A 17,982-nucleotide genomic window follows, 5' to 3' on the forward strand; every position below is an offset into this window, starting at 1 on the left:
CGAAACGGGGCGTTTGGGCACCCCTTTTTGACTAATACGGTGCGATGCAAAGCGTTGTGAGACCTCGGCGCGAGGCACCCCCCTCTGTCCTGCCGGACATCTCCCTCTCAAGGGGGGAGATTGGCAGTTCCCGCGCCCTGCCCGCCCTTCCGGCGCCGGTGATTGGCGAAAGCCGAGGCGACATCCGATCTCCCCCCTTGAGGGGGAGATGCCCGGCAGGGCAGAGGGGGGTGCCTCGCGCCGACATTTCCTACCAAGGCATGACACTGATCTCCGGCCAGTTCTCCCTGGCACGCGCGCCCTTCATCTCGTGCGTCTGCCGATTATCCAGTGCACGGTTCGGGGTAACGCGAAACGAGAAGATGTCGTCGAGCCCGAACGGCGCCACGAGCGCGAGTTGCCCATCGGTGTCGAATCTAACGCCGACCGCATGGGTTTTCGAAGCGAAATAGGACAGCGCCTCGGCGGACGACGACAGTCTGGGATAGGAACCGCCAAAGCGCGCCTCAAACCACAGATGCACCCGTGCCTGATTGCGAACCTCGACCGGCAGCTTCAGCCCTTCGAAATGCCTCGCCGCACGGCGGATGACCGTGTCCTCGGCTTCATAGGACAGATCGCTCTCATCGAAATAAAACAGGTCGACATCCCGGATGCCGTACCCCGATGGCTTTCCGGTCAGATGATTCCAGACGCTGTTGTAAAGCGCGCCGGACACGACCAGCCAGTCCGGCAGGCCTAGCACCCGTACCCGCGACAGCGTCTCGGCAATCAGCGGATCGGCCGAGACGATATCGAGAAAGACTGCACGCTGTTTCTCGAAGGGCAGCCCGCAATAGCGCAAATGGTCCATCGCCCTTTGGACGGCGATTCGCCAGGCGCTCGCAACCCCTCAGCCGCGCAGCACGCCGCCGGTCTGCTTGCCAACATTCTCGACGATGCGCTTGGCCAGCGCCTCGAAATCCTCGTCGGTCAGCGTCTTTTCGACCGGCTGGATCGACACTTCGATGGCGATCGATTTTTTCGCCGCGCCGAGCGCTGCACCCTCGAAAACATCGAACACCGAGACGCCGGAAATCAGCTTTCGGTCGGCGGCAAGGGCGGCGCGAACGAGTGTGCCGGCTTCGACCGCCTTGTCGACGACGAAGGCGAAATCGCGCTTGACTGCCTGGAAGGCGGACAGATCCAGTCTCGGCTTTGTCCGCGTCGGCTTGGCCTTCGGCTCGGGCACGGTATCGATGAACACTTCGAAGCCGCAAAGCGGGCCGGAGACGTCAAGCCTCTCCAGCGTCTTCGGGTGGAACTCGCCAAACGTGCCAAGGATTACCTTCGGCCCGAGCTTGATCGTGCCGGAGCGGCCGGGGTGATACCAAGCCGGGCCGCTGGCCTCGATCTGCAGCCGCTCGACCGGCGCGCCGCAGGCTTCGAGTGCGGCGATCGCATCGGCCTTGGCATCGAAGACGCCGACGGCGCCGGCGTTGCCGGCCCAATGGCGGCCGGAGCCCTCGAGCCTGGCGGTGCCGCGCCGCACACCGGCGGCAACACGCCGCTGCTGGTCGGCGCCGTCGCCTTCATAGGTGCCCGAAACTTCGAACAGCGCGACATCGCCGATGCCCTTGTCGGCATTGCGTTGCGCTGCCGCGATCAGCCCCGGCAGCAGCGACGGCCGCATGTCCGACATATCGGCGGCGATCGGGTTGGCAAGCTTCAGCGCCTGCTGGCCGCCGCCGAACAATTCGGCGTGTTTTGCCGGAATGAACGACCAGGTGACGGCCTCCATCATGCCGCGCACGGCAAGTGCCCGCTTGGCGGCGCGGGTGCGGATCTGCAGCACAGTGAGGATCCTGGCGTTGACCGCATCGTGCGAACCGAGCGGCTGCGGCGCGATGTTGTCGACGCCGTGGATGCGCATGACCTCCTCGACCAGGTCGGCCTTGCCGTCGACATCCGGCCGCCAGGACGGGACCGCCACATTGACGACATCGCCCGTGCCCTCCGGCCTGAAGCCGAGGCGGGCAAGAATGTCGAGGCTTGTCGAGCGCGGCACTTCGATGCCGGTCAGCCGCTTCACTTCCGACAATGGGAACGAGACGATCTTCGGCTGATGGCCGGCATAGCCGACGACTTCGGTTTGCGCCGGCGTACCGCCGCAGAAATCGAGCACCAGCTTCGTCGCCAGCTCCACACCGGGAATCATCATTTCCGGGTCGACGCCACGCTCGAAGCGGTAGCGTGCGTCGGTGATGATGCCGAGCGTGCGGCCGGTGCGGGCGGTGGTGATCGGGTCCCAAAGCGCCGACTCGATCAGCACGTCGGTGGTGTTCTCGTCGCAGCCGGAATGCTCGCCGCCCATGATGCCGGCAATCGATTCGATGCCGTCCTGGTCGGCGATCACGCACATCTCCGGCGTCAGCGTGTATTCGCGGCCGTCGAGCGACAGCACCTTTTCGCCATCACGCGCCCGGCGCACGGCGAGATTGCCGGTGACCTTCGCAGCGTCGAAGACATGCAGCGGCCGGCCGCGGTCGAAGGTGACGTAATTGGTGATATCGACGAGCGCGCTGATCGGCCTCAAGCCGATGGCGAGAAGCCTTTGCTGCAGCCATTTCGGCGACGGTCCGTTCTTGACGCCGCGCACCAGGCGCAGCGCAAAGCCGGGACAGAGCTCCGGCGCTTCGATCGTCACCTTGACCGGCGTCTCGCCCTTGCCGGGGATCGGCTCTATCGGCGCGCTCTTCAGCGTGCCGAGCCCGCTCGCCGCCAGATCGCGGGCGATGCCATGGACACTGGTCGCATCCGGCCGGTTCGGCGTCAGATTGATCTCGATCAGCGGGTCGTCGAGATGGGCATAGGCGGCGAAGCTGGTACCGACCGGCGCATCGGCCGGAAGGTCGATGATGCCGTCATGCTCCTCGGACAATTCGAGCTCGCGCTCGGAGCACATCATGCCGTGGCTTTCAACGCCGCGGATCTTGCCGACGGTCAGCGTCACGTCGATGCCGGGAATATAGGTGCCCGGTGCTGCAAAGGCGCCGATCAGGCCGGCGCGGGCGTTCGGCGCTCCACACACGACCTGCACCGGCGGCTTGCCGTCGCCGGTGTCGACGGTCAGCACGCGAAGTCGGTCGGCGTCGGGATGCTGGACCGCCGTCACCACCTTGGCGATGACGAAGGGAGCCAGGCTCGCCCGGTCGTCGACATGCTCGACCTCGAGGCCGATCGAGGTGAGACGCTCGACGATTTCCGCCAGCGAGGCGTCTGTCTCGAGATGATCCTTGAGCCAGGAGAGGGTGAGTTTCATGACTGTGTTCCGTCTGGTCTGGGCACGTTGCACTTGAAGCTATGCGGCCGCGCGTCGGACATGTGCAGGAAGGCCAGCTGCCCGCGGATTTGCTGCGGCCCGGTCGTCACGCGCTCAAGCCCCCGAACAGCGTCGGCATGTCGAGCGGCCTAAAACCGTAATGCGACAGCCAGCGGACATCGGCGTCGAAGAAGGCGCGCAGATCCGGCATGCCGTATTTCAGCATGGCGATACGGTCGATGCCCATGCCCCAGGCGAAGCCCTGGTATTCGTCGGGATCGAGCCCGCCGTAACGGAGCACATTGGGGTGGACCATGCCGCAGCCGAGGATCTCCATCCAGTCCGAGCCCTCGCCGAAGCGCACCTCGCCGGGCCGCGAACGGTCGCACTGGATGTCGACCTCGAGGCTGGGCTCGGTGAACGGGAAGAAGGACGGCCGGAAGCGCATCTTGACGCTCGGCACTTCGAAGAAGGCCTTGCAGAACTCCTCCAGCACCCATTTCATGTTGGCGACGTTGGCCGATTTGTCGATCACCAGCCCCTCGACCTGATGGAACATCGGCGAGTGGGTGGCATCGGAATCCTGCCGGTAGGTCTTGCCGGGGATGACGATGCGGATCGGCGGCTTCTGCATCTCCATGGTGCGGATCTGCACCGGCGAGGTGTGGGTGCGCAAAAGCTTGCGCTCGCCCTGCTCGTCCGGCTGGAAGAAGAACGTGTCGTGCATCTCGCGCGCCGGGTGGCCTTCCGGGAAGTTCAGCGAGGTGAAATTGTAATAGTCGGTCTCGATGTCGGGACCTTCGGCGATGGCAAAGCCGAGATCGCCGAAAATCGCTGCGATCTCGTCGATAACCTGGCTGATCGGATGGATGCGGCCGCGCTCGGCCGGCGATTGCCTGACCGGCAAGCTGACGTCGACCTTCTCGGCGGCAAGCCGTGCCGTGATCGCCACATCTTTCAGCTCGGCGCGGCGCGACGAAAGTGCCTCGGTGACGCGGTTCTTGAGGCCGTTGATTGCCGGGCCTTTGACCTGTCGCTCCTCGGCGCTCATCGAGCCGAGTGTCTTCAGCATCTCGGAAACCGAGCCCTTCTTGCCAAGGGCAGAGACACGCACCGCCTCGATCGCCTGCTCGTCGGCGGCCGAGGCGATCTCGGCCATCAGGGAATTTTCGAGAGTTTCCATGTCACTCATGTTCCAGATCCGATTGGAAGCAAAGAAAACCCGCGCCAGCCCTGCCAGCGCGGGTTTCCCAAATCAAGTGTCGAATAGCTTGGGAAGCGCTGGTCTTAAGCGACAGCGCTTTCAAAAGCATTCGGCGTGGTATTCTTCAGGTATTCGAGCGCGACTTTGGCCTTGGCCACGAGTGCGGCGAAGGCCTGCGGCTCGTGGATGGCCATGTCCGACAGGATCTTGCGATCGATCTCGATCCCGGCCTTGTTGAGACCGTCGATGAAACGGCCATAGGTCAGGCCATGCTCATGCGTCGCCGCATTGATGCGCTGGATCCACAGCGCGCGGAACGAGCGCTTGCGGTTCTTGCGGTCGCGATAGGCGTACTGCAGCGACTTTTCCACCGCCTGCTTGGCGATGCGGATGGTGTTCTTGCGACGGCCGTAAAAACCCTTGGCGGCTTTCAGGACCTTCTTGTGCTTGGCGTGCGAGGTGACGCCTCTCTTTACGCGTGCCATGTCATGATCTCCTTAACGCTGTCCAGACCGAATGCTCAGAGGCCGTTCGGCAGAAAATTCTTGATGACCTTCTTGCCATCCGGTTCAGCCAGAACCATCGTGCCGCGGGCATTTCGAATGAACTTGTTGGACCGCTTGATCATGCCGTGACGCTTGCCGGCCGCAGCCGACAGAACTTTACCCGTACCTGTGATCTTGAACCGCTTCTTGGCGGCCGATTTGGTCTTCATCTTGGGCATTTTGCTACTCCGTTTATATGCGCACCAATGCGCTTTTTGTTCGCTTCAGGCCGACCAAAGCCCGAAAAGCAAATGAAACCGCCACGGCATGCCCTGCCGGGCGGTTTTTTGAGAACGGCGGTCCTATACGTCAAAGCGGGGGCGCGCGCAACACCCCGTGCCCAGCAACACGGTACTCAGCAACACCGTACTCAGGGGAAACGGAACAGCACCGGCAATATGCCGGACTGCTGGGCGCCGTCGATCAGTTCGAAAGCCGGCAAGGCAACCAGGAAGACCAGACCGTCGAGCAGCGTGGTTCGCAGCAGGCGCGGCTTGAAGCCGCCGGTGTCGCCTTCCTGATACAGCGACAGTTTCGGGAAGAAGCGCGGCACTTTCAACAGGTAGGCCTGGTATGGCGCGCCAAGAACCTGCCTGAGGAATTTCTCCTCGCGCAGGATAACGATGTAAAAGGCACCCGCGCAGAGCGCTCCAAAGCCGATCGTGGCGGTGATGGAGCCGATCTGTGCGCCGACACCGGCGGCAGCTAAAGTAGAGAAGACATAGAGCGGGTTGCGGGTGATCGAATAGGGTCCGCCGGTCACCACTTCGGAGGATTTGCGACCGCCGATATAGAGCGTCGACCACAAGCGTCCGACGATGCCGAGAAAGATCAGCACGACGCCGACCATTTCGATCGTTTCATGCACAGGCGTATCGGGCGGAAAAACCGACTGCCCGAACAAAAGCATCGCGAACAGGACGACGACGACGACGGCAAGCACCATCCTGCGCGTGTGCTGGTAGCTGCCCAGCCCATATTTGGCTTCCGAATGCTTGACGTCATTGACCATGTCGGGAATCCGATCGTCGAGGGAACCAGAGCGTCTTTGCTCTCGCCGGCGATCGCAGCGTCTGGCCAAGAACAGGCGCCCCGCCGATCGCCGGGACGCCTTGCAATATGATTCAGGCGGATTTAATGCACGTCGCCCAAAAGTGCGCTGCGGTTTTGCGACAACGACATGCACAAACAGAACTAAAGCGCAACGCGCTTTAGCGGGGCGCCAGCACCATCATCATCTGGCGGCCTTCGAGCTTCGGTTCGGCTTCGACCTTGGCGATGGGCGCCACTTCCTCGCGAACCTTGTTCAGAAGCTGCATGCCGAGTTCCATATGCGCCATCTCGCGACCGCGGAAGCGCAATGTCAGCTTGACCTTGTCGCCTTCCTCGAAAAAGCGCCGGACGGCCTTCATCTTGGTCTCGTAGTCGTGGCTGTCGATGTTCGGGCGCATCTTGATCTCCTTGATCTCGATGACCTTCTGGTTCTTGCGCGCCTCGGCCGCCTTCTTCTGGTTGGCGTATTTCAGCTTGCCGAGATCGAGGATCTTTACGACGGGCGGCACTGCATTGGGCGATATCTCGACCAGATCGAGCCCAGCCTCTTCGGCGAGCAGCAATGCGTCGTTGATGGAGACATCGCCGCGGTTCTGGCCTTCGGCGTCGATTAGCTGGACCCGGGGAACCCGGATGTCACGGTTGGAGCGCGGGCCTTCCTTGGTGGGCGCCGCTGCTTTGAAAGGTCTGCGAATGGTCGTGGTCTCCTTGAGCCGTTTCGTTAAGGGGTTCTTCAGTTCAGAATTGCGAACGCGCAATGTGGTGAGCGCGCGGTCGGAGTCAATAGCACAGCATTCTCAGGAAATCACCTGCTCGATGGAATGCTCCTCTGCACCAAGCGAAGAAAGTGGCGGAGCACTTTTCGTTGAATGCCTTGCTGTGCCAAAAGACCGGCGTGAGGGAATACACCATGAGCACCACCCCGATCTTCCTGGACGTCGACGGGACGAGCATCGCCGTCAGGCATGCGGCAGGTGCCGAGCCCGGCATCGTCTGGCTTGGCGGCTACAAATCCGACATGCTGGGCACCAAGGCCGAAACCTTGTCGGAATGGGCGCTCGGGGAAGGCCGCGCCTTCCTGCGCCACGATTATTCCGGCCACGGCGAATCGGGCGGCGCCTTTGCCGACGGCACCATCTCGAAATGGCTGGGCGAGAGCCTGGCGGTTTTCCGCCGTTTCACCCAGGGCAGGCAAATCCTGGTCGGTTCGTCGATGGGCGCCTGGATCGCGCTGCGCATGGTGCAGGAGTTGCGCAAGGCGGGCGAGAACAGCGTCGCCGGCCTTGTGCTGCTGGCGCCGGCGCCCGATTTCACATTCGAACTGGTGGAGCCGGTGCTGACCGGGGCGCAGAAGCGCAACCTCAGGAAAAAGGGCTTTTTCGAAGAGCCGTCGGACTATTCCGCCGAACCGTACATCTACACGCGCACACTGATCGAGGACGGCCGCAACAACCGGGTGATGACCGGGCCGATCGACACGCACTGTCCGGTCCATATCCTGCAAGGGCTGGCCGATCCCGACGTGCCGTCGAGCCATGCGCTGAAGCTGGTCAGCCTGCTGCCGGCCGACGACGTCACGCTGTCGCTCATTCCCGACGGCGACCACCGCCTGTCGCGGCCGCAGGATCTCGACATGCTGGTGCGGGCGGTGGACGCTATGGTGCGGCAGGCGGGATAGATTCAGCCGTTGCGGAACGTATAAGCATATCCGTTGATGGCCGGAGCGCCGCCAAGGTGGGCGTAGAGCACTTTCGATCCCTTGGGAAAATAACCCTTGCTCACGAGATCGATCATGCCCTGCATGGATTTTCCCTCATAGACCGGATCCGTGATCATGCCTTCAAGACGCGCGCAGAGACGGATTGCTTCCTTCGTCTCCTGCGAGGGGACGCCGTAGACCGGATAGGCATAATCTTCGATCAGGACGACATCGTTCTCATCGAGCTCCTTGCCGAGTTCGACCAGCGTCGCGGTGCTCTGCGCGATCTTGAGCACTTGCGCCTTGGTCTGCGCCGGGGTGCAGGATGCGTCGATGCCGATCACCTTGCGCTCGCGGCCGTCCTTGGCGAAGCCGACCAGCATGCCGGCGTGAGTCGAACCGGTGACGGTACAAACGACGATGTAGTCGAAGGCAAAGCCGAGCTCCTTCTCCTGCGCGCGGACCTCCTCGGCAAAGCCGACATAGCCCAGGCCGCCATATTTGTGTACCGAAGCCCCGGCCGGAATTGGATAGGGTTTGCCACCCTTGGCCTTCACATCCGCGATTGCCTGTTCCCAGCTTTCCCTAATCCCGATGTCGAAACCCTCATCGACCATCTGGACATCAGCGCCCATGATCCGGCTCAAAAGGATATTGCCGACGCGATCGTAGACGGCGTCCTCGTGAGGCACCCAGCTTTCCTGCACGAGGCGGCACTTCATGCCGATCTTCGCCGCGACGGCCGCCACCATGCGCGTATGGTTGGATTGGACGCCACCGATCGACACCAGCGTATCGGCGTTTGAGGCGATCGCGTCCGGGACGATGTATTCGAGCTTGCGCAGTTTATTGCCACCGAAGGCAAGGCCGGAATTGCAATCCTCCCGCTTGGCATAGAGATCGACCTTCCCGCCGAGATGACCACCAAGCCGCTCCAGTTTCTCGATATGGGTCGGCCCGAATGTGAGCGGATAACGTTCGAATTTCTCGAGCATGAGAGTGCCCTCGCTTGTTCCATTCATTGCGGTGTGGTGCGATGAACACTATCAGCTCTGCCTTGAAATGTGCTCTCAAAGATCGAGCCCACAATATCCAAAATATCGCTTCATAGCATTTGAAATGTCATATATATTCGATTCTTAATCAGAATAATGGAAGAATCTTTCATGCGCGCAGCGCTCGACCGGATCGACCTGAAGATGTTGCGCCTGCTCCAAGGCAATGGGCGACTGACCAACGCGGAGCTGGCGCAGTCGGTCGCTGTTAGCCCGGCGACGTGCCACCGCCGGACGCAACGCCTGTTCGATGAAGGCTACATCAGCCATGTCAGGGCGATGGTGAGCCCGCAGAAGGTCGACAGAGGCGCGTTGGTGATGGTTGGCGTCGTACTCGACCGTTCGACCCCGGAGAGTTTCGCGGAACTCGAAAAGGCCGTCGCCAAACTGAAATTCATCCTCGACTGCCATCTGGTGGCAGGCGACTTCGATTATTTTCTGAAGATCAGGGTTGGTGACATGGCGGATTTCAACCGAATCCACGGGGACCAATTGATCGCACTGCCCGGCGTTCGCCAGACGAGAACCTTCTTCGTGATGAAAGAGGTCGTCGACAATGCGCCTCTGGATTTTTGAACGGACGGCTTCGAAGCGTCAAACCATTGCACTCAGCCAGCAGACGCGATCGGCGCTGGATTTTCACTGCAGAACCGTCGACGACATTGCCCCCTTACGGGGCCTGGCTGCTCTTTTCCTTGAAATGCTCAAAAAGCGATAATCATTTCAGCCGCTTGTCCGGTTTTGGCGGCTGCTGTCTTGAATCGCCGTTTTCTTCATCCCATTTCGATTCCACGCAGCCGGATTTGGCTGTCTCCAACTGAAGGATTGGAAGAAATGAACACATCTGCATTGATCCGTCCGGCCTGGACGCCGGCGACCATCGCGTTGATGGTGATCGGGTTCATGGTGTTCTGGCCGCTCGGCTTAGCCATGCTCGCCTACATCATCTGGGGCGATCGGCTCGAGGGCTTCAAGCGCGACGTCAACCGCGCCACCGACGGCATCTTCGCCGGTTGCCGCCGCGGTTCCGACAGGGCCGCGCGCTGGGGCCATGGCTCTGCACGCACCGGCAACGTCGCTTTCGACGACTGGCGCGAAAAGGAACTCGAGCGGCTTGCCGAGGAACGCCGCAAGCTCGACGAGATGCTGAGCGAGTTCGATGAATATGCCCGTGAATTGCGCCGCGCCAAGGACCAGGAAGAGTTCGATCGCTTCATGGCCAACCGCAACAAGTCGACGTCGCCCACGACGGGTGGGTCAACTGGCTCGACGACGAACAACAAACGCGGCGGCAACTCCACGCCAGGCCTGCTCGACGAGTAAGGTCCCGTGCCCAGATAGATAATCCAACGGCGTCGCGTCAGCGGCGCCGTTTCTTTTTTGTTCTAGTCGTTTCCCTCGAATCACGTATCGTCCCGGAATGTCCTTCGGCTTCTTCCGCACCCCGACGAAACCCAAGCCCACGCCCGTCGTGGAGCGCGAGCATTGCGTTGCCGGCCGCACGCTGCCGCTCAAGATCGTCGAGAACGACCGGGCGCGACGCCTGACGCTGCGCATCGATTCCGGCGGCCGTGGTCTGCGCATCACCGTGCCGCCGGGGCTGCGCCGCGGCGAGGTGGAAAAATTTCTCGACCGCCATCAGGACTGGCTGGAGCAAAGGCTGGCCAAGGTGCCCAACCGGCCGCAGGTGCGGCCCGGCATCAAGGTGCCGGTGCGCGGCGTGCCGCATCGCATCGTCCATGAACCGTCGAAACGCGGAACCGTCACGCTGTCGCGCGACGAGCGCGGACCGCTGATGATAGTGCATGGCGAGCGTGTGCATCTGCCGCGCCGCATCGCCGATTTCCTGAAGCGCGAAGCCAAGCGCGAGATCGAAGCGCTGGTGACAAAGCACAGTGCGGCGGTCGGCAAGCGCGCCAAGGCGATCCGCTTCAAGGATACATCGAGCCGCTGGGGATCGTGCACGTCGGACGGCAATCTGTCGTTTTCCTGGCGCATCATGATGGCGCCGCGGCCGGTGATAAACTACCTCGTCGCGCATGAGGTGGCGCATCTCAAGGAGATGAACCACGGCCCGAAATTCTGGAAATTATGCGAGCAGCTTTGCCCGGATACCGAGCGCTGCAAGGACTGGCTCAAGCGCAATGGCGGCGCGCTGCAGGCGATCGCGTTCGAGTAGGATGCTTGTAGGGGCACGAAATGGAAACTGTAGCGATCCTTCGCGCCGGCCTCAATAGATTCTGCACTGCCGATCAATCGTCATTGGCCGCGTTCAACTCCTCCGGCCGCAACCCCTCATCGACATGGCGCGGCCAGGGCAGGAAATCCTTCTCGAAGGTCTCGTTGCTGAAATAAGCCAGCGCCCGGTGCGCCTCGGCGCCGTTGAAGGCTGCCTTGTCCATCAAATGAGCGATGACCTCATGGGCCTGCGCCAGCTTTTGCCTGAGTTCCGCGACGGTCTTTTCCGGCATGATCTTTGTTCTCCCGCCTCTGTGCCTGAGCAAGTAGCGTTGCGCTTATATTAGCAAGGTAGCGCGTTCCGCTCTTACATTAGCAAGGTAGCGCGTTCCGCGCTGGCGGCAAACAGGATGCTTTTTCTCGACTCTTTGGCCGTTTCATGCCAATCCCGCGCCATGGCGATGGACATCAAGATATGCGGGTTGAAGACCGACAAGGCACTGGCTGCGGCATTGGCCGGCGGCGCCAGCCATGTCGGCTTCATTTTCTTTGCCAAAAGCCCGCGCTATGTGGAGCCGGCGGAAGCCGGCCGCCTGCGCGAAGCGGCGCGCGGCAAGGCCAAGGCGGTTGCCGTGACGGTCGACGCCAGCGATGCGTTCCTGGATGACATCGTCGAAAAGATGCAGCCCGATATGCTGCAGCTTCACGGCGCCGAGCCTCCCGAGCGGGTGGCCGAGGTGAAGGCCCGCTACGGCTTGCCGGTGATGAAGGCGCTGCCGGTCAGCGAGGCCGCCGATCTCGGGCAAGTCAAGCCCTTCATCGGCATTGCCGACCGCTTCCTGTTCGATGCCAAGCCGCCTAAGGGTTCGGAATTGCCGGGCGGCAACGGTCTTGCCTTCGACTGGCGCATTCTGGCTGGCCTTGACGCCGGCGTCGATTACATGCTTTCCGGAGGGCTCAATGCCGGCAATATCGGCGACGCCTTTCGGCTGGCGAACCCGCCCGGAATAGATGTTTCCTCGGGCGTGGAGAGCGCGCCGGGCGTCAAGGTACCGGCGCTGATCGAACAATTTTTCCGCGCCGTCGGGGCAGCACGCGACAACCGCGCCGCCTGACCACGCTTCAAACCACAGACCAGGAGATCGGCGATGGACAAGCCGGCGATACCGAATTCCTTCCGCACCGGCCCCGACGAGCAGGGCATGTTCGGCATTTTTGGCGGTCGTTTCGTTGCCGAAACGCTGATGCCGCTGATCCTCGAGCTGGAGCGGCACTGGAACGAGGTCAAGAACGACCCGGATTTCAAGGCCGAACTGACCGATCTCTCGACGCATTACGCCGGGCGGCCGTCGAAGCTCTATTTCGCCGAAGGCCTGACCAGGCATCTTCGTGAGGTGTCCTCGGCGAAGGGCCTCGGGGGCGGCGCAAAGGTCTATTTCAAGCGCGAGGACCTGAACCACACCGGCTCGCACAAGATCAACAACTGCCTCGGCCAGATCCTGCTCGCCAAGCGCATGGGCAAGACGAGGATCATCGCAGAGACCGGTGCCGGCCAGCATGGCGTCGCGTCCGCTACAGTGGCGGCGCGCTTCGGGCTTCCTTGTATCGTCTATATGGGTGCAACCGACGTCGCCCGGCAAAGCCCCAACGTCTTTCGCATGAAGCTTCTGGGCGCCGAGGTGCGGCCGGTGACGGCCGGCCACGGCACGCTGAAGGACGCCATGAACGAGGCCCTGCGTGACTGGGTGACCAACGTCGAGGATACCTATTACCTGATCGGCACCGCCGCCGGCCCGCATCCCTATCCGGAGCTGGTGCGCGACTTCCAGTCGGTGATCGGCACCGAGGCGCGCGCCCAGATCCTCGAGCAGGAAGGCCGGCTGCCGGACACCATCATCGCTTGTGTCGGCGGCGGTTCCAACGCTATCGGCCTGTTCCATCCCTTCCTCGATGACAGGCAGGTCCGCATCATCGGCGTCGAAGCCGGCGGCCGCGGGCTCGACGGCATCGAGCATTGCGCCTCGATGAGTGCCGGCGCGCCCGGCGTGCTGCATGGCAACCGTACCTACCTTCTGCAGAACGCCGACGGCCAGATCATGGACGGTCACTCGATCTCGGCGGGCCTCGACTATCCGGGCGTCGGTCCCGAGCACTCATGGCTGCGCGATTCCGGCCGCGTCGACTATGTGCCGATCCTCGACAGCGAGGCGCTGGAGGCGTTCCAGTTGACGACACGCGTCGAGGGCATCATTCCGGCGCTTGAATCGGCCCATGCCATCGCACAGGCGGTGAAGATCGTGCCTGACATGGACAAGGACCAGATCGTCATCGTCAACCTGTCCGGCCGCGGCGACAAGGACGTGCATACGGTGGCCAATATGCTGGGCATGGAGATCTGATCATGGCCACCCGTATCGACCGCCGCATGGCAAAGCTGAAGGCCGAGGGGCGACCGGCACTCGTCACCTATTTCATGGGCGGCGATCCGGACTACGACACGTCCCTGTCGATCATGAAGGCGCTGCCCGGCGCCGGCAGCGACATCATCGAGTTAGGCATGCCGTTTTCCGATCCAATGGCCGACGGCCCGGCGATCCAGGCGGCCGGCCTGCGGGCGCTGAAGGGCGGCCAGACTTTGGTCAAGACGCTGAAGATGGCCTCGGAATTCCGCGCCGGCGACAGTGAAACGCCGATCGTCTTGATGGGCTATTACAATCCGATCTACATCTACGGCGTCGAGCGCTTCCTGAGCGACGCGCTGGCCAGCGGCATCGACGGGCTGATCGTCGTCGACCTGCCGCCTGAGATGGACGAGGAGCTTTGCATCCCGGCACTCAAGGCCGGCATCAATTTCATCCGGCTGGCGACGCCGACCACCGACGACAAGCGCCTGCCCAAGGTGCTGCAGAACACGTCGGGTTTCGTCTACTACGTCTCGATGACCGGCATCACCGGTTCGGCGCTGGCCGACACCGGCAAGGTGGCGGCAGCGGTCAAGCGCATCAAGAGCCATACCGACCTGCCGGTCTGTGTCGGCTTCGGCGTCAAGACCGCAGAGCAGGCGCGCACCATCGGCGCGTCGGCCGACGGCGTCGTTGTCGGCACCGCGATTGTCAATGCAGTCGCCAACGTGCTGGGGCCGAAGGGCGAAAAGACCGCCGATCCGGCCGAGGCCGTCGCCACGCTGGTCAGCGGGCTTTCGCAAGGGGTTCGCGCGGCTCGCCTTGCTGCCGCCGAATAATCTTGATCTTCTGGTTGGCCATGATCTCCAGCGAAAACCGGTTTCCACTTTTCGGGATCATGGTCTAACTCTTCGTAAGGACAGGAGCCGAAGCGATGAACTGGATCACCAATTACGTCCGCCCGAAGATCAATTCGATGCTCGGCCGCCGCACCGACATGCCGGAAAACCTGTGGATCAAGGATCCCGAGACCGGCGAAATGGTGTTCCATAAGGATCTGGAGCAGAACCAGTTCGTCATCCCGTCCTCCGGCCACCATATGAAGATATCAGCCAAGGAACGGCTGAAATTCTTCCTCGACGACGGCAAATACGAGACGCTGGAAAACCCCAAGGTCGTTCAGGATCCGCTCAAGTTCCGCGACGAGAAGCGCTACGTAGACCGGCTTAGGGATGCCAAGGCCAAGACCGGCATGGAAGACGCCATGATCAATGCGCTGGGCACGGTCGAGGGCGTGCCGGTGGTGGTGACGGTGCAGGATTTTGCCTTCATGGGCGGCTCGCTCGGCATGGCGGCAGGTGACGCCATCGTGCATGGTTTCGAGGTCGCCTTGCAGCGCAAGCGGCCGCTGATCCTGTTTGCGGCCTCCGGCGGCGCCCGTATGCAGGAAGGCATCCTGTCGCTGATGCAGTTGCCACGGACCACGGTCGGCGTCGACAGGCTGAAGGAGGCCGGCCTGCCCTACATCGTCGTCCTGACCAACCCGACGACCGGCGGCGTCACCGCCTCCTATGCCATGCTGGGCGACGTGCATATTGCCGAGCCCGGCGCCCTGATCGGCTTTGCCGGCCCGCGCGTCATCGAGCAGACCATCCGCGAAAAGCTGCCTGACGGCTTCCAGCGCGCCGAATATCTGATGGAACACGGCATGGTCGACATGGTGGTGTCACGGCTGGAGATGCGCCAGACCATTGCACGGCTGCTGAGAATGCTGCTCAAGCTGCCGGAGGAGCAAAAATCTCAGGAACCGGAAATCTTGCCGCCGTCGGTGATTCCGGCCGAAGCCCGGCCGCACGCCTGACGCATTCGCCACGAACTGCGATTGCGCGTCGTCCGTGGCGCGCCTAGGATTCGCCATGACCACGCTTGCCGCCGACCGCGAAATCGAAAGCCTGATGGCGCTTCACCCGAAGGGCTTCGACCTTTCGCTCGACCGCATTTCGCGGCTGCTCGAGCGGCTCGGCAATCCGCAGGACCAGCTGCCGCCGGTCATCCACATCGCCGGCACCAACGGCAAGGGCTCCTGTGCTGCTTTTTCACGGGCGCTGCTCGAAGCCGCCGGCTACCGCGTCCACGTCCACACCTCGCCACATCTTGTGAACTGGCACGAGCGCTACCGGCTGGCCGCAGATGGCGGCGGCAGGCTGGTGGACGACAAGGTCTTCGCCGAAGCCATCGCCTGCGTCGCCAAAGCCAATCAAGGCCAGAAGATCACCGTCTTCGAAATCCTCACCGCCGTCACCTTCCTGCTGTTTTCCGAACATCCGGCCGATGCCGTCATCCTCGAGGTTGGCCTTGGCGGCCGCTTCGACGCCACCAATGTCATCGCCGAGCCGGCCGTGTCGGTGATCATGCCGGTGTCGCTCGACCACGAAGCCTATCTCGGCGACCGCGTCGAGCTGATCGCCGCCGAAAAGGCCGGCATCATCAAGCGCGGATGCCCGGTCGTCATCGGCGCGCAGGAAAGCGAGACGGCCCAGCAGGTGCTCATCGAAACCGCCGAGCGGCTCGACTGCCCCGCCTTCGTCTATGGCCAGGATTTCCTTGCCTATGAGGAAAACGGGCGCATGGTCTATCAGGACGAAGACGGATTGATGGACCTGCCGCCGCCGCGCCTGCCGGGGCGCCATCAATTCGCCAATGCGGCGGCGGCGATCGCGGCGGTCAAGGCGGCGGGCTTCGAGATCAGCCACCGCGCTGCCGAGAAGGCGATGGCGAATGTTGCCTGGCCGGGCCGCATGCAAAAGCTGCCGCAAGGACGGCTGAGCGAACTGGCGCCGAAGGGCGCCGACATATGGCTCGACGGCGGCCACAATCCCGGCGCCGGCGTGGTCGTCGCCGAGGCGCTGGCCGAGCAGGAGGAAAAGAACCCGCGTCCGCTGTTCCTGATCTCGGGTATGATCAACACCAAGGACCAGAGCGGCTATTTCCGCGCCTTCAAAGGGCTGGTCCGGCATGTCTACACCGTGCCGGTGAGCCTGAGCGACGCGGGCGTGCCGAACGACGAGCTGGCGACCCGCGCCATCGAGGCCGGCCTGTCGGCCGAACCGGTCAGTTCCGTCGCCAATGCGCTGATGCTGCTGCGCGACACGTGGGACGGACCGCCGCCGCGCATCCTGATCGGCGGGTCACTTTACCTGGCCGGCGCGGTGTTGGCCGAAAACGGCACGCCGCCGGTTTGAGGCGTGCTTCAGCCGGGCCACGGTGACGCCAAACTTGTCATACCACCGCGAGGAGCCAATCATGATCAAGGTAAAGCAGCTCGCACACGTTTGCATTTTCGCGAATGACCTGGAGATGACGCGAAGCTTCTATCGGGACGTCCTCGGCATGGACACCCAGTTCAATTTCCTGCGCGACGGGAAGATTTTCGGCTTCTACCTCAATTGCGGCAGCCGTAGCCATGTCGAGGTGTTCCAGAAAGACGGCGCCAGCTATGGCGACTTGAACCAGATCAACCACTTCTGCCTCGAAGTGGAAAACATCGACGCCGCGATCGCCCATCTGAGGTCAAAGGGGGTTGATGTCACTTCCAAGAAACGCGCGTGCGATGACACCTACCAGGCTTGGATCCGCGACCCCAACGGCGTGAAGATAGAACTGTTCGAATATACTGAGAAAAGCGCACAATTCGTCGGCGGCGATCGTATCGCGGATTGGTGATCGCGCCTCGCCGGACAATTGTAGCGGCGCAGCCGATGGTTGGTGGACTACTTCAGCTCGACCTCGATGAAGGCGAATTCGCCATCGTTTGCGCTGATGACGTCATGTTCGACGCCCTCATTGCGGAAATACGGCGCGCCCTTCTTCATCTCGGCAAAGGATTCGCCATCCTTGGTCAGGAGCTTCACCTTGCCGTCGGTCAACGGCACGATCACATAGTCGTGGCCATGGCGATGCCAGCCGGTGTTGTCTCCCGGGGCGAAGCGGTATTCGGTGACGATGACGCGCTCATTGTCGATGAAGACGGTGGCCTTGGCGGATCCGGTCATATCGCTTCTCCTGCTTTAAGCCAGACAAGAGCATGAGACTGCAAGTGGCGAGTGCCAGATCTGCGGATCGGTGACGCCACAAGAAAGCCCGGCGCGAGGCCGGGCTTTTCTGCAAAATTTTGATCGGATCAGGCGAGACTGCCGTTGATCCAGTGCGACAATGCCGTTTTCGGCGCAGCACCGACCTTCATGTCGGCGACTTCGCCGCCCTTGAAGATCATCAGCGTCGGGATCGAGCGCACGCCGAACTGCGCGGCCAGCTCAGGATTCTCGTCTATGTTGAGCTTGGCGATCTTTATCTTGCTGCCGAGTTCGATGGCGATGTCCTCGAGCGCCGGGGCGATCATCTTGCACGGGCCGCACCATTCCGCCCAGAAATCGACCACGACTGGCTCCTTGGCGTTGAGCACGTCGGCCTGGAAATTGCTCTTGTCGACCTTGACGGTGGCCATGCTGAGATCCTTTCGATTTATTCGTCGCACCAAATGTGGTG

Annotated in this window: 21 protein-coding genes; 10 read left to right on the forward strand and 11 right to left on the reverse strand. The window is 62.2% G+C overall.

The genetic code is table 11. The annotated features are described in order from the left end of the window. Positions 1-250 precede the first annotated feature (250 nt). The 7 genes from NKH67_RS16225 to infC form a co-directional block, all read right to left on the reverse strand. Positions 251-853, reverse strand: a complete 603-nt coding sequence (locus NKH67_RS16225; RefSeq protein ID WP_352682204.1) for a nucleotidyltransferase family protein — start codon at positions 851-853, stop codon at positions 251-253. A gap of 39 nt (positions 854-892) precedes the next feature. Further along, positions 893-3,301: a phenylalanine--tRNA ligase subunit beta gene (gene pheT, locus NKH67_RS16230; RefSeq protein WP_353031281.1), complete on the reverse strand. Its 2,409-nt coding sequence runs from the start codon at positions 3,299-3,301 to the stop codon at positions 893-895. Between the two features lie 106 nt (positions 3,302-3,407). Beyond that, positions 3,408-4,493 carry a phenylalanine--tRNA ligase subunit alpha gene (pheS, locus tag NKH67_RS16235; RefSeq protein WP_353031283.1) on the reverse strand — a complete coding sequence of 362 codons (1,086 nt, stop codon included), beginning with the start codon at positions 4,491-4,493 and terminating at the stop codon, positions 3,408-3,410. 95 nt (positions 4,494-4,588) lie between these two features. Further along, the gene (gene rplT, locus NKH67_RS16240; protein ID WP_006201247.1) at positions 4,589-4,990 is read right to left on the reverse strand and encodes a 50S ribosomal protein L20; all 402 of its coding nucleotides are present in this window, start codon (positions 4,988-4,990) and stop codon (positions 4,589-4,591) included. Between the two features lie 35 nt (positions 4,991-5,025). Next, complete coding sequence (gene rpmI / locus NKH67_RS16245) at positions 5,026-5,229, reverse strand: 50S ribosomal protein L35 (protein ID WP_006201248.1); 204 nt, start codon at positions 5,227-5,229, stop codon at positions 5,026-5,028. Positions 5,230-5,420: 191 nt separating this feature from the next. Next, positions 5,421-6,062, reverse strand: coding sequence for a methyltransferase family protein (locus NKH67_RS16250; RefSeq protein WP_353031285.1), 642 nt, complete (start codon positions 6,060-6,062; stop codon positions 5,421-5,423). 199 nt (positions 6,063-6,261) lie between these two features. Continuing rightward, the gene (gene infC, locus NKH67_RS16255) at positions 6,262-6,798 is read right to left on the reverse strand and encodes a translation initiation factor IF-3 (RefSeq protein WP_023677573.1); all 537 of its coding nucleotides are present in this window, start codon (positions 6,796-6,798) and stop codon (positions 6,262-6,264) included. Positions 6,799-7,013: 215 nt separating this feature from the next. On the opposite strand from infC, the gene NKH67_RS16260 reads away from it, so the two are divergent. Continuing rightward, the gene (locus NKH67_RS16260) at positions 7,014-7,781 is read left to right on the forward strand and encodes an alpha/beta hydrolase (protein ID WP_352919850.1); all 768 of its coding nucleotides are present in this window, start codon (positions 7,014-7,016) and stop codon (positions 7,779-7,781) included. 2 nt (positions 7,782-7,783) lie between these two features. Here NKH67_RS16260 and NKH67_RS16265 read toward each other — a convergent pair whose 3' ends face one another. Beyond that, entirely contained in the window at positions 7,784-8,797 is a 1,014-nt protein-coding gene (locus NKH67_RS16265; protein ID WP_353031287.1) for a 1-aminocyclopropane-1-carboxylate deaminase, read from the reverse strand. A gap of 171 nt (positions 8,798-8,968) precedes the next feature. Here NKH67_RS16265 and NKH67_RS16270 point away from each other — a divergent pair, with 171 nt between their 5' ends. From NKH67_RS16270 to NKH67_RS16280, 3 genes are all read left to right on the forward strand, one after another. Continuing rightward, positions 8,969-9,433: an Lrp/AsnC family transcriptional regulator gene (locus NKH67_RS16270; RefSeq protein WP_353031289.1), complete on the forward strand. Its 465-nt coding sequence runs from the start codon at positions 8,969-8,971 to the stop codon at positions 9,431-9,433. A gap of 258 nt (positions 9,434-9,691) precedes the next feature. Next, entirely contained in the window at positions 9,692-10,180 is a 489-nt protein-coding gene (locus NKH67_RS16275) for a DUF2852 domain-containing protein (RefSeq protein WP_352451639.1), read from the forward strand. Between the two features lie 97 nt (positions 10,181-10,277). Then, positions 10,278-11,036: a M48 family metallopeptidase gene (locus tag NKH67_RS16280; RefSeq protein ID WP_352451640.1), complete on the forward strand. Its 759-nt coding sequence runs from the start codon at positions 10,278-10,280 to the stop codon at positions 11,034-11,036. 73 nt (positions 11,037-11,109) lie between these two features. On the opposite strand, the gene NKH67_RS16285 is transcribed toward NKH67_RS16280, so the two are convergent. Continuing rightward, positions 11,110-11,328 (reverse strand): hypothetical protein, encoded by a 219-nt coding sequence (locus tag NKH67_RS16285; protein ID WP_254815955.1) that lies wholly within the window; start codon positions 11,326-11,328, stop codon positions 11,110-11,112. A gap of 162 nt (positions 11,329-11,490) precedes the next feature. Between NKH67_RS16285 and NKH67_RS16290 the strand changes: the two genes are divergently transcribed. The 6 genes from NKH67_RS16290 to NKH67_RS16315 all read left to right on the forward strand — a co-directional run bounded on the left by NKH67_RS16290 (position 11,491) and on the right by NKH67_RS16315 (position 17,160). Further along, positions 11,491-12,150: a phosphoribosylanthranilate isomerase gene (locus tag NKH67_RS16290; protein ID WP_353031291.1), complete on the forward strand. Its 660-nt coding sequence runs from the start codon at positions 11,491-11,493 to the stop codon at positions 12,148-12,150. A gap of 33 nt (positions 12,151-12,183) precedes the next feature. Beyond that, a complete protein-coding gene (gene trpB / locus NKH67_RS16295; RefSeq protein ID WP_353031293.1) occupies positions 12,184-13,434 on the forward strand; it encodes a tryptophan synthase subunit beta in 1,251 nt (416 codons plus the stop codon). A 2-nt stretch (positions 13,435-13,436) separates the two neighbouring features. Then, positions 13,437-14,276 carry a tryptophan synthase subunit alpha gene (gene trpA, locus NKH67_RS16300; RefSeq protein WP_023677563.1) on the forward strand — a complete coding sequence of 280 codons (840 nt, stop codon included), beginning with the start codon at positions 13,437-13,439 and terminating at the stop codon, positions 14,274-14,276. 95 nt (positions 14,277-14,371) lie between these two features. Beyond that, entirely contained in the window at positions 14,372-15,298 is a 927-nt protein-coding gene (gene accD, locus NKH67_RS16305) for an acetyl-CoA carboxylase, carboxyltransferase subunit beta (RefSeq protein ID WP_353031295.1), read from the forward strand. 55 nt (positions 15,299-15,353) lie between these two features. Next, entirely contained in the window at positions 15,354-16,679 is a 1,326-nt protein-coding gene (locus NKH67_RS16310) for a bifunctional folylpolyglutamate synthase/dihydrofolate synthase (RefSeq protein ID WP_352832557.1), read from the forward strand. A 61-nt stretch (positions 16,680-16,740) separates the two neighbouring features. After that, positions 16,741-17,160, forward strand: a complete 420-nt coding sequence (locus tag NKH67_RS16315; RefSeq protein WP_352454801.1) for a VOC family protein — start codon at positions 16,741-16,743, stop codon at positions 17,158-17,160. A gap of 47 nt (positions 17,161-17,207) precedes the next feature. Here NKH67_RS16315 and NKH67_RS16320 read toward each other — a convergent pair whose 3' ends face one another. Both NKH67_RS16320 and trxA read right to left on the reverse strand, forming a co-directional pair. After that, the gene (locus NKH67_RS16320) at positions 17,208-17,489 is read right to left on the reverse strand and encodes a cupin domain-containing protein (protein WP_023718287.1); all 282 of its coding nucleotides are present in this window, start codon (positions 17,487-17,489) and stop codon (positions 17,208-17,210) included. Between the two features lie 128 nt (positions 17,490-17,617). Further along, positions 17,618-17,941 (reverse strand): thioredoxin, encoded by a 324-nt coding sequence (gene trxA, locus NKH67_RS16325; protein WP_023677558.1) that lies wholly within the window; start codon positions 17,939-17,941, stop codon positions 17,618-17,620. Positions 17,942-17,982 lie beyond the last annotated feature (41 nt).

The organism is Mesorhizobium sp. M0968, assembly GCF_040319065.1.
In the GTDB taxonomy this organism is placed as follows: Bacteria; Pseudomonadota; Alphaproteobacteria; order Rhizobiales; family Rhizobiaceae; genus Mesorhizobium.

What these genes read in the sequence shown, in the direction of transcription:
- NKH67_RS16250 (WP_353031285.1), bottom strand. Translation starts at nt 6,062, where the DNA reads ATGGTCAATGACGTCAAGCATTCGGAAGCCAAATATGGGCTGGGCAGC.
- pheS (WP_353031283.1), bottom strand. Translation starts at nt 4,493, where the DNA reads ATGAGTGACATGGAAACTCTCGAAAATTCCCTGATGGCCGAGATCGCC.
- NKH67_RS16275 (WP_352451639.1), top strand. Translation starts at nt 9,692, where the DNA reads ATGAACACATCTGCATTGATCCGTCCGGCCTGGACGCCGGCGACCATC.
- NKH67_RS16310 (WP_352832557.1), top strand. Translation starts at nt 15,354, where the DNA reads ATGACCACGCTTGCCGCCGACCGCGAAATCGAAAGCCTGATGGCGCTT.
- NKH67_RS16320 (WP_023718287.1), bottom strand. Translation starts at nt 17,489, where the DNA reads ATGACCGGATCCGCCAAGGCCACCGTCTTCATCGACAATGAGCGCGTC.
- rpmI (WP_006201248.1), bottom strand. Translation starts at nt 5,229, where the DNA reads ATGCCCAAGATGAAGACCAAATCGGCCGCCAAGAAGCGGTTCAAGATC.
- NKH67_RS16285 (WP_254815955.1), bottom strand. Translation starts at nt 11,328, where the DNA reads ATGCCGGAAAAGACCGTCGCGGAACTCAGGCAAAAGCTGGCGCAGGCC.
- rplT (WP_006201247.1), bottom strand. Translation starts at nt 4,990, where the DNA reads ATGGCACGCGTAAAGAGAGGCGTCACCTCGCACGCCAAGCACAAGAAG.
- trpB (WP_353031293.1), top strand. Translation starts at nt 12,184, where the DNA reads ATGGACAAGCCGGCGATACCGAATTCCTTCCGCACCGGCCCCGACGAG.
- NKH67_RS16280 (WP_352451640.1), top strand. Translation starts at nt 10,278, where the DNA reads ATGTCCTTCGGCTTCTTCCGCACCCCGACGAAACCCAAGCCCACGCCC.
- trxA (WP_023677558.1), bottom strand. Translation starts at nt 17,941, where the DNA reads ATGGCCACCGTCAAGGTCGACAAGAGCAATTTCCAGGCCGACGTGCTC.
- NKH67_RS16315 (WP_352454801.1), top strand. Translation starts at nt 16,741, where the DNA reads ATGATCAAGGTAAAGCAGCTCGCACACGTTTGCATTTTCGCGAATGAC.
- NKH67_RS16260 (WP_352919850.1), top strand. Translation starts at nt 7,014, where the DNA reads ATGAGCACCACCCCGATCTTCCTGGACGTCGACGGGACGAGCATCGCC.
- pheT (WP_353031281.1), bottom strand. Translation starts at nt 3,301, where the DNA reads ATGAAACTCACCCTCTCCTGGCTCAAGGATCATCTCGAGACAGACGCC.
- trpA (WP_023677563.1), top strand. Translation starts at nt 13,437, where the DNA reads ATGGCCACCCGTATCGACCGCCGCATGGCAAAGCTGAAGGCCGAGGGG.
- NKH67_RS16225 (WP_352682204.1), bottom strand. Translation starts at nt 853, where the DNA reads ATGGACCATTTGCGCTATTGCGGGCTGCCCTTCGAGAAACAGCGTGCA.
- NKH67_RS16270 (WP_353031289.1), top strand. Translation starts at nt 8,969, where the DNA reads ATGCGCGCAGCGCTCGACCGGATCGACCTGAAGATGTTGCGCCTGCTC.
- accD (WP_353031295.1), top strand. Translation starts at nt 14,372, where the DNA reads ATGAACTGGATCACCAATTACGTCCGCCCGAAGATCAATTCGATGCTC.
- NKH67_RS16265 (WP_353031287.1), bottom strand. Translation starts at nt 8,797, where the DNA reads ATGCTCGAGAAATTCGAACGTTATCCGCTCACATTCGGGCCGACCCAT.
- NKH67_RS16290 (WP_353031291.1), top strand. Translation starts at nt 11,491, where the DNA reads ATGGCGATGGACATCAAGATATGCGGGTTGAAGACCGACAAGGCACTG.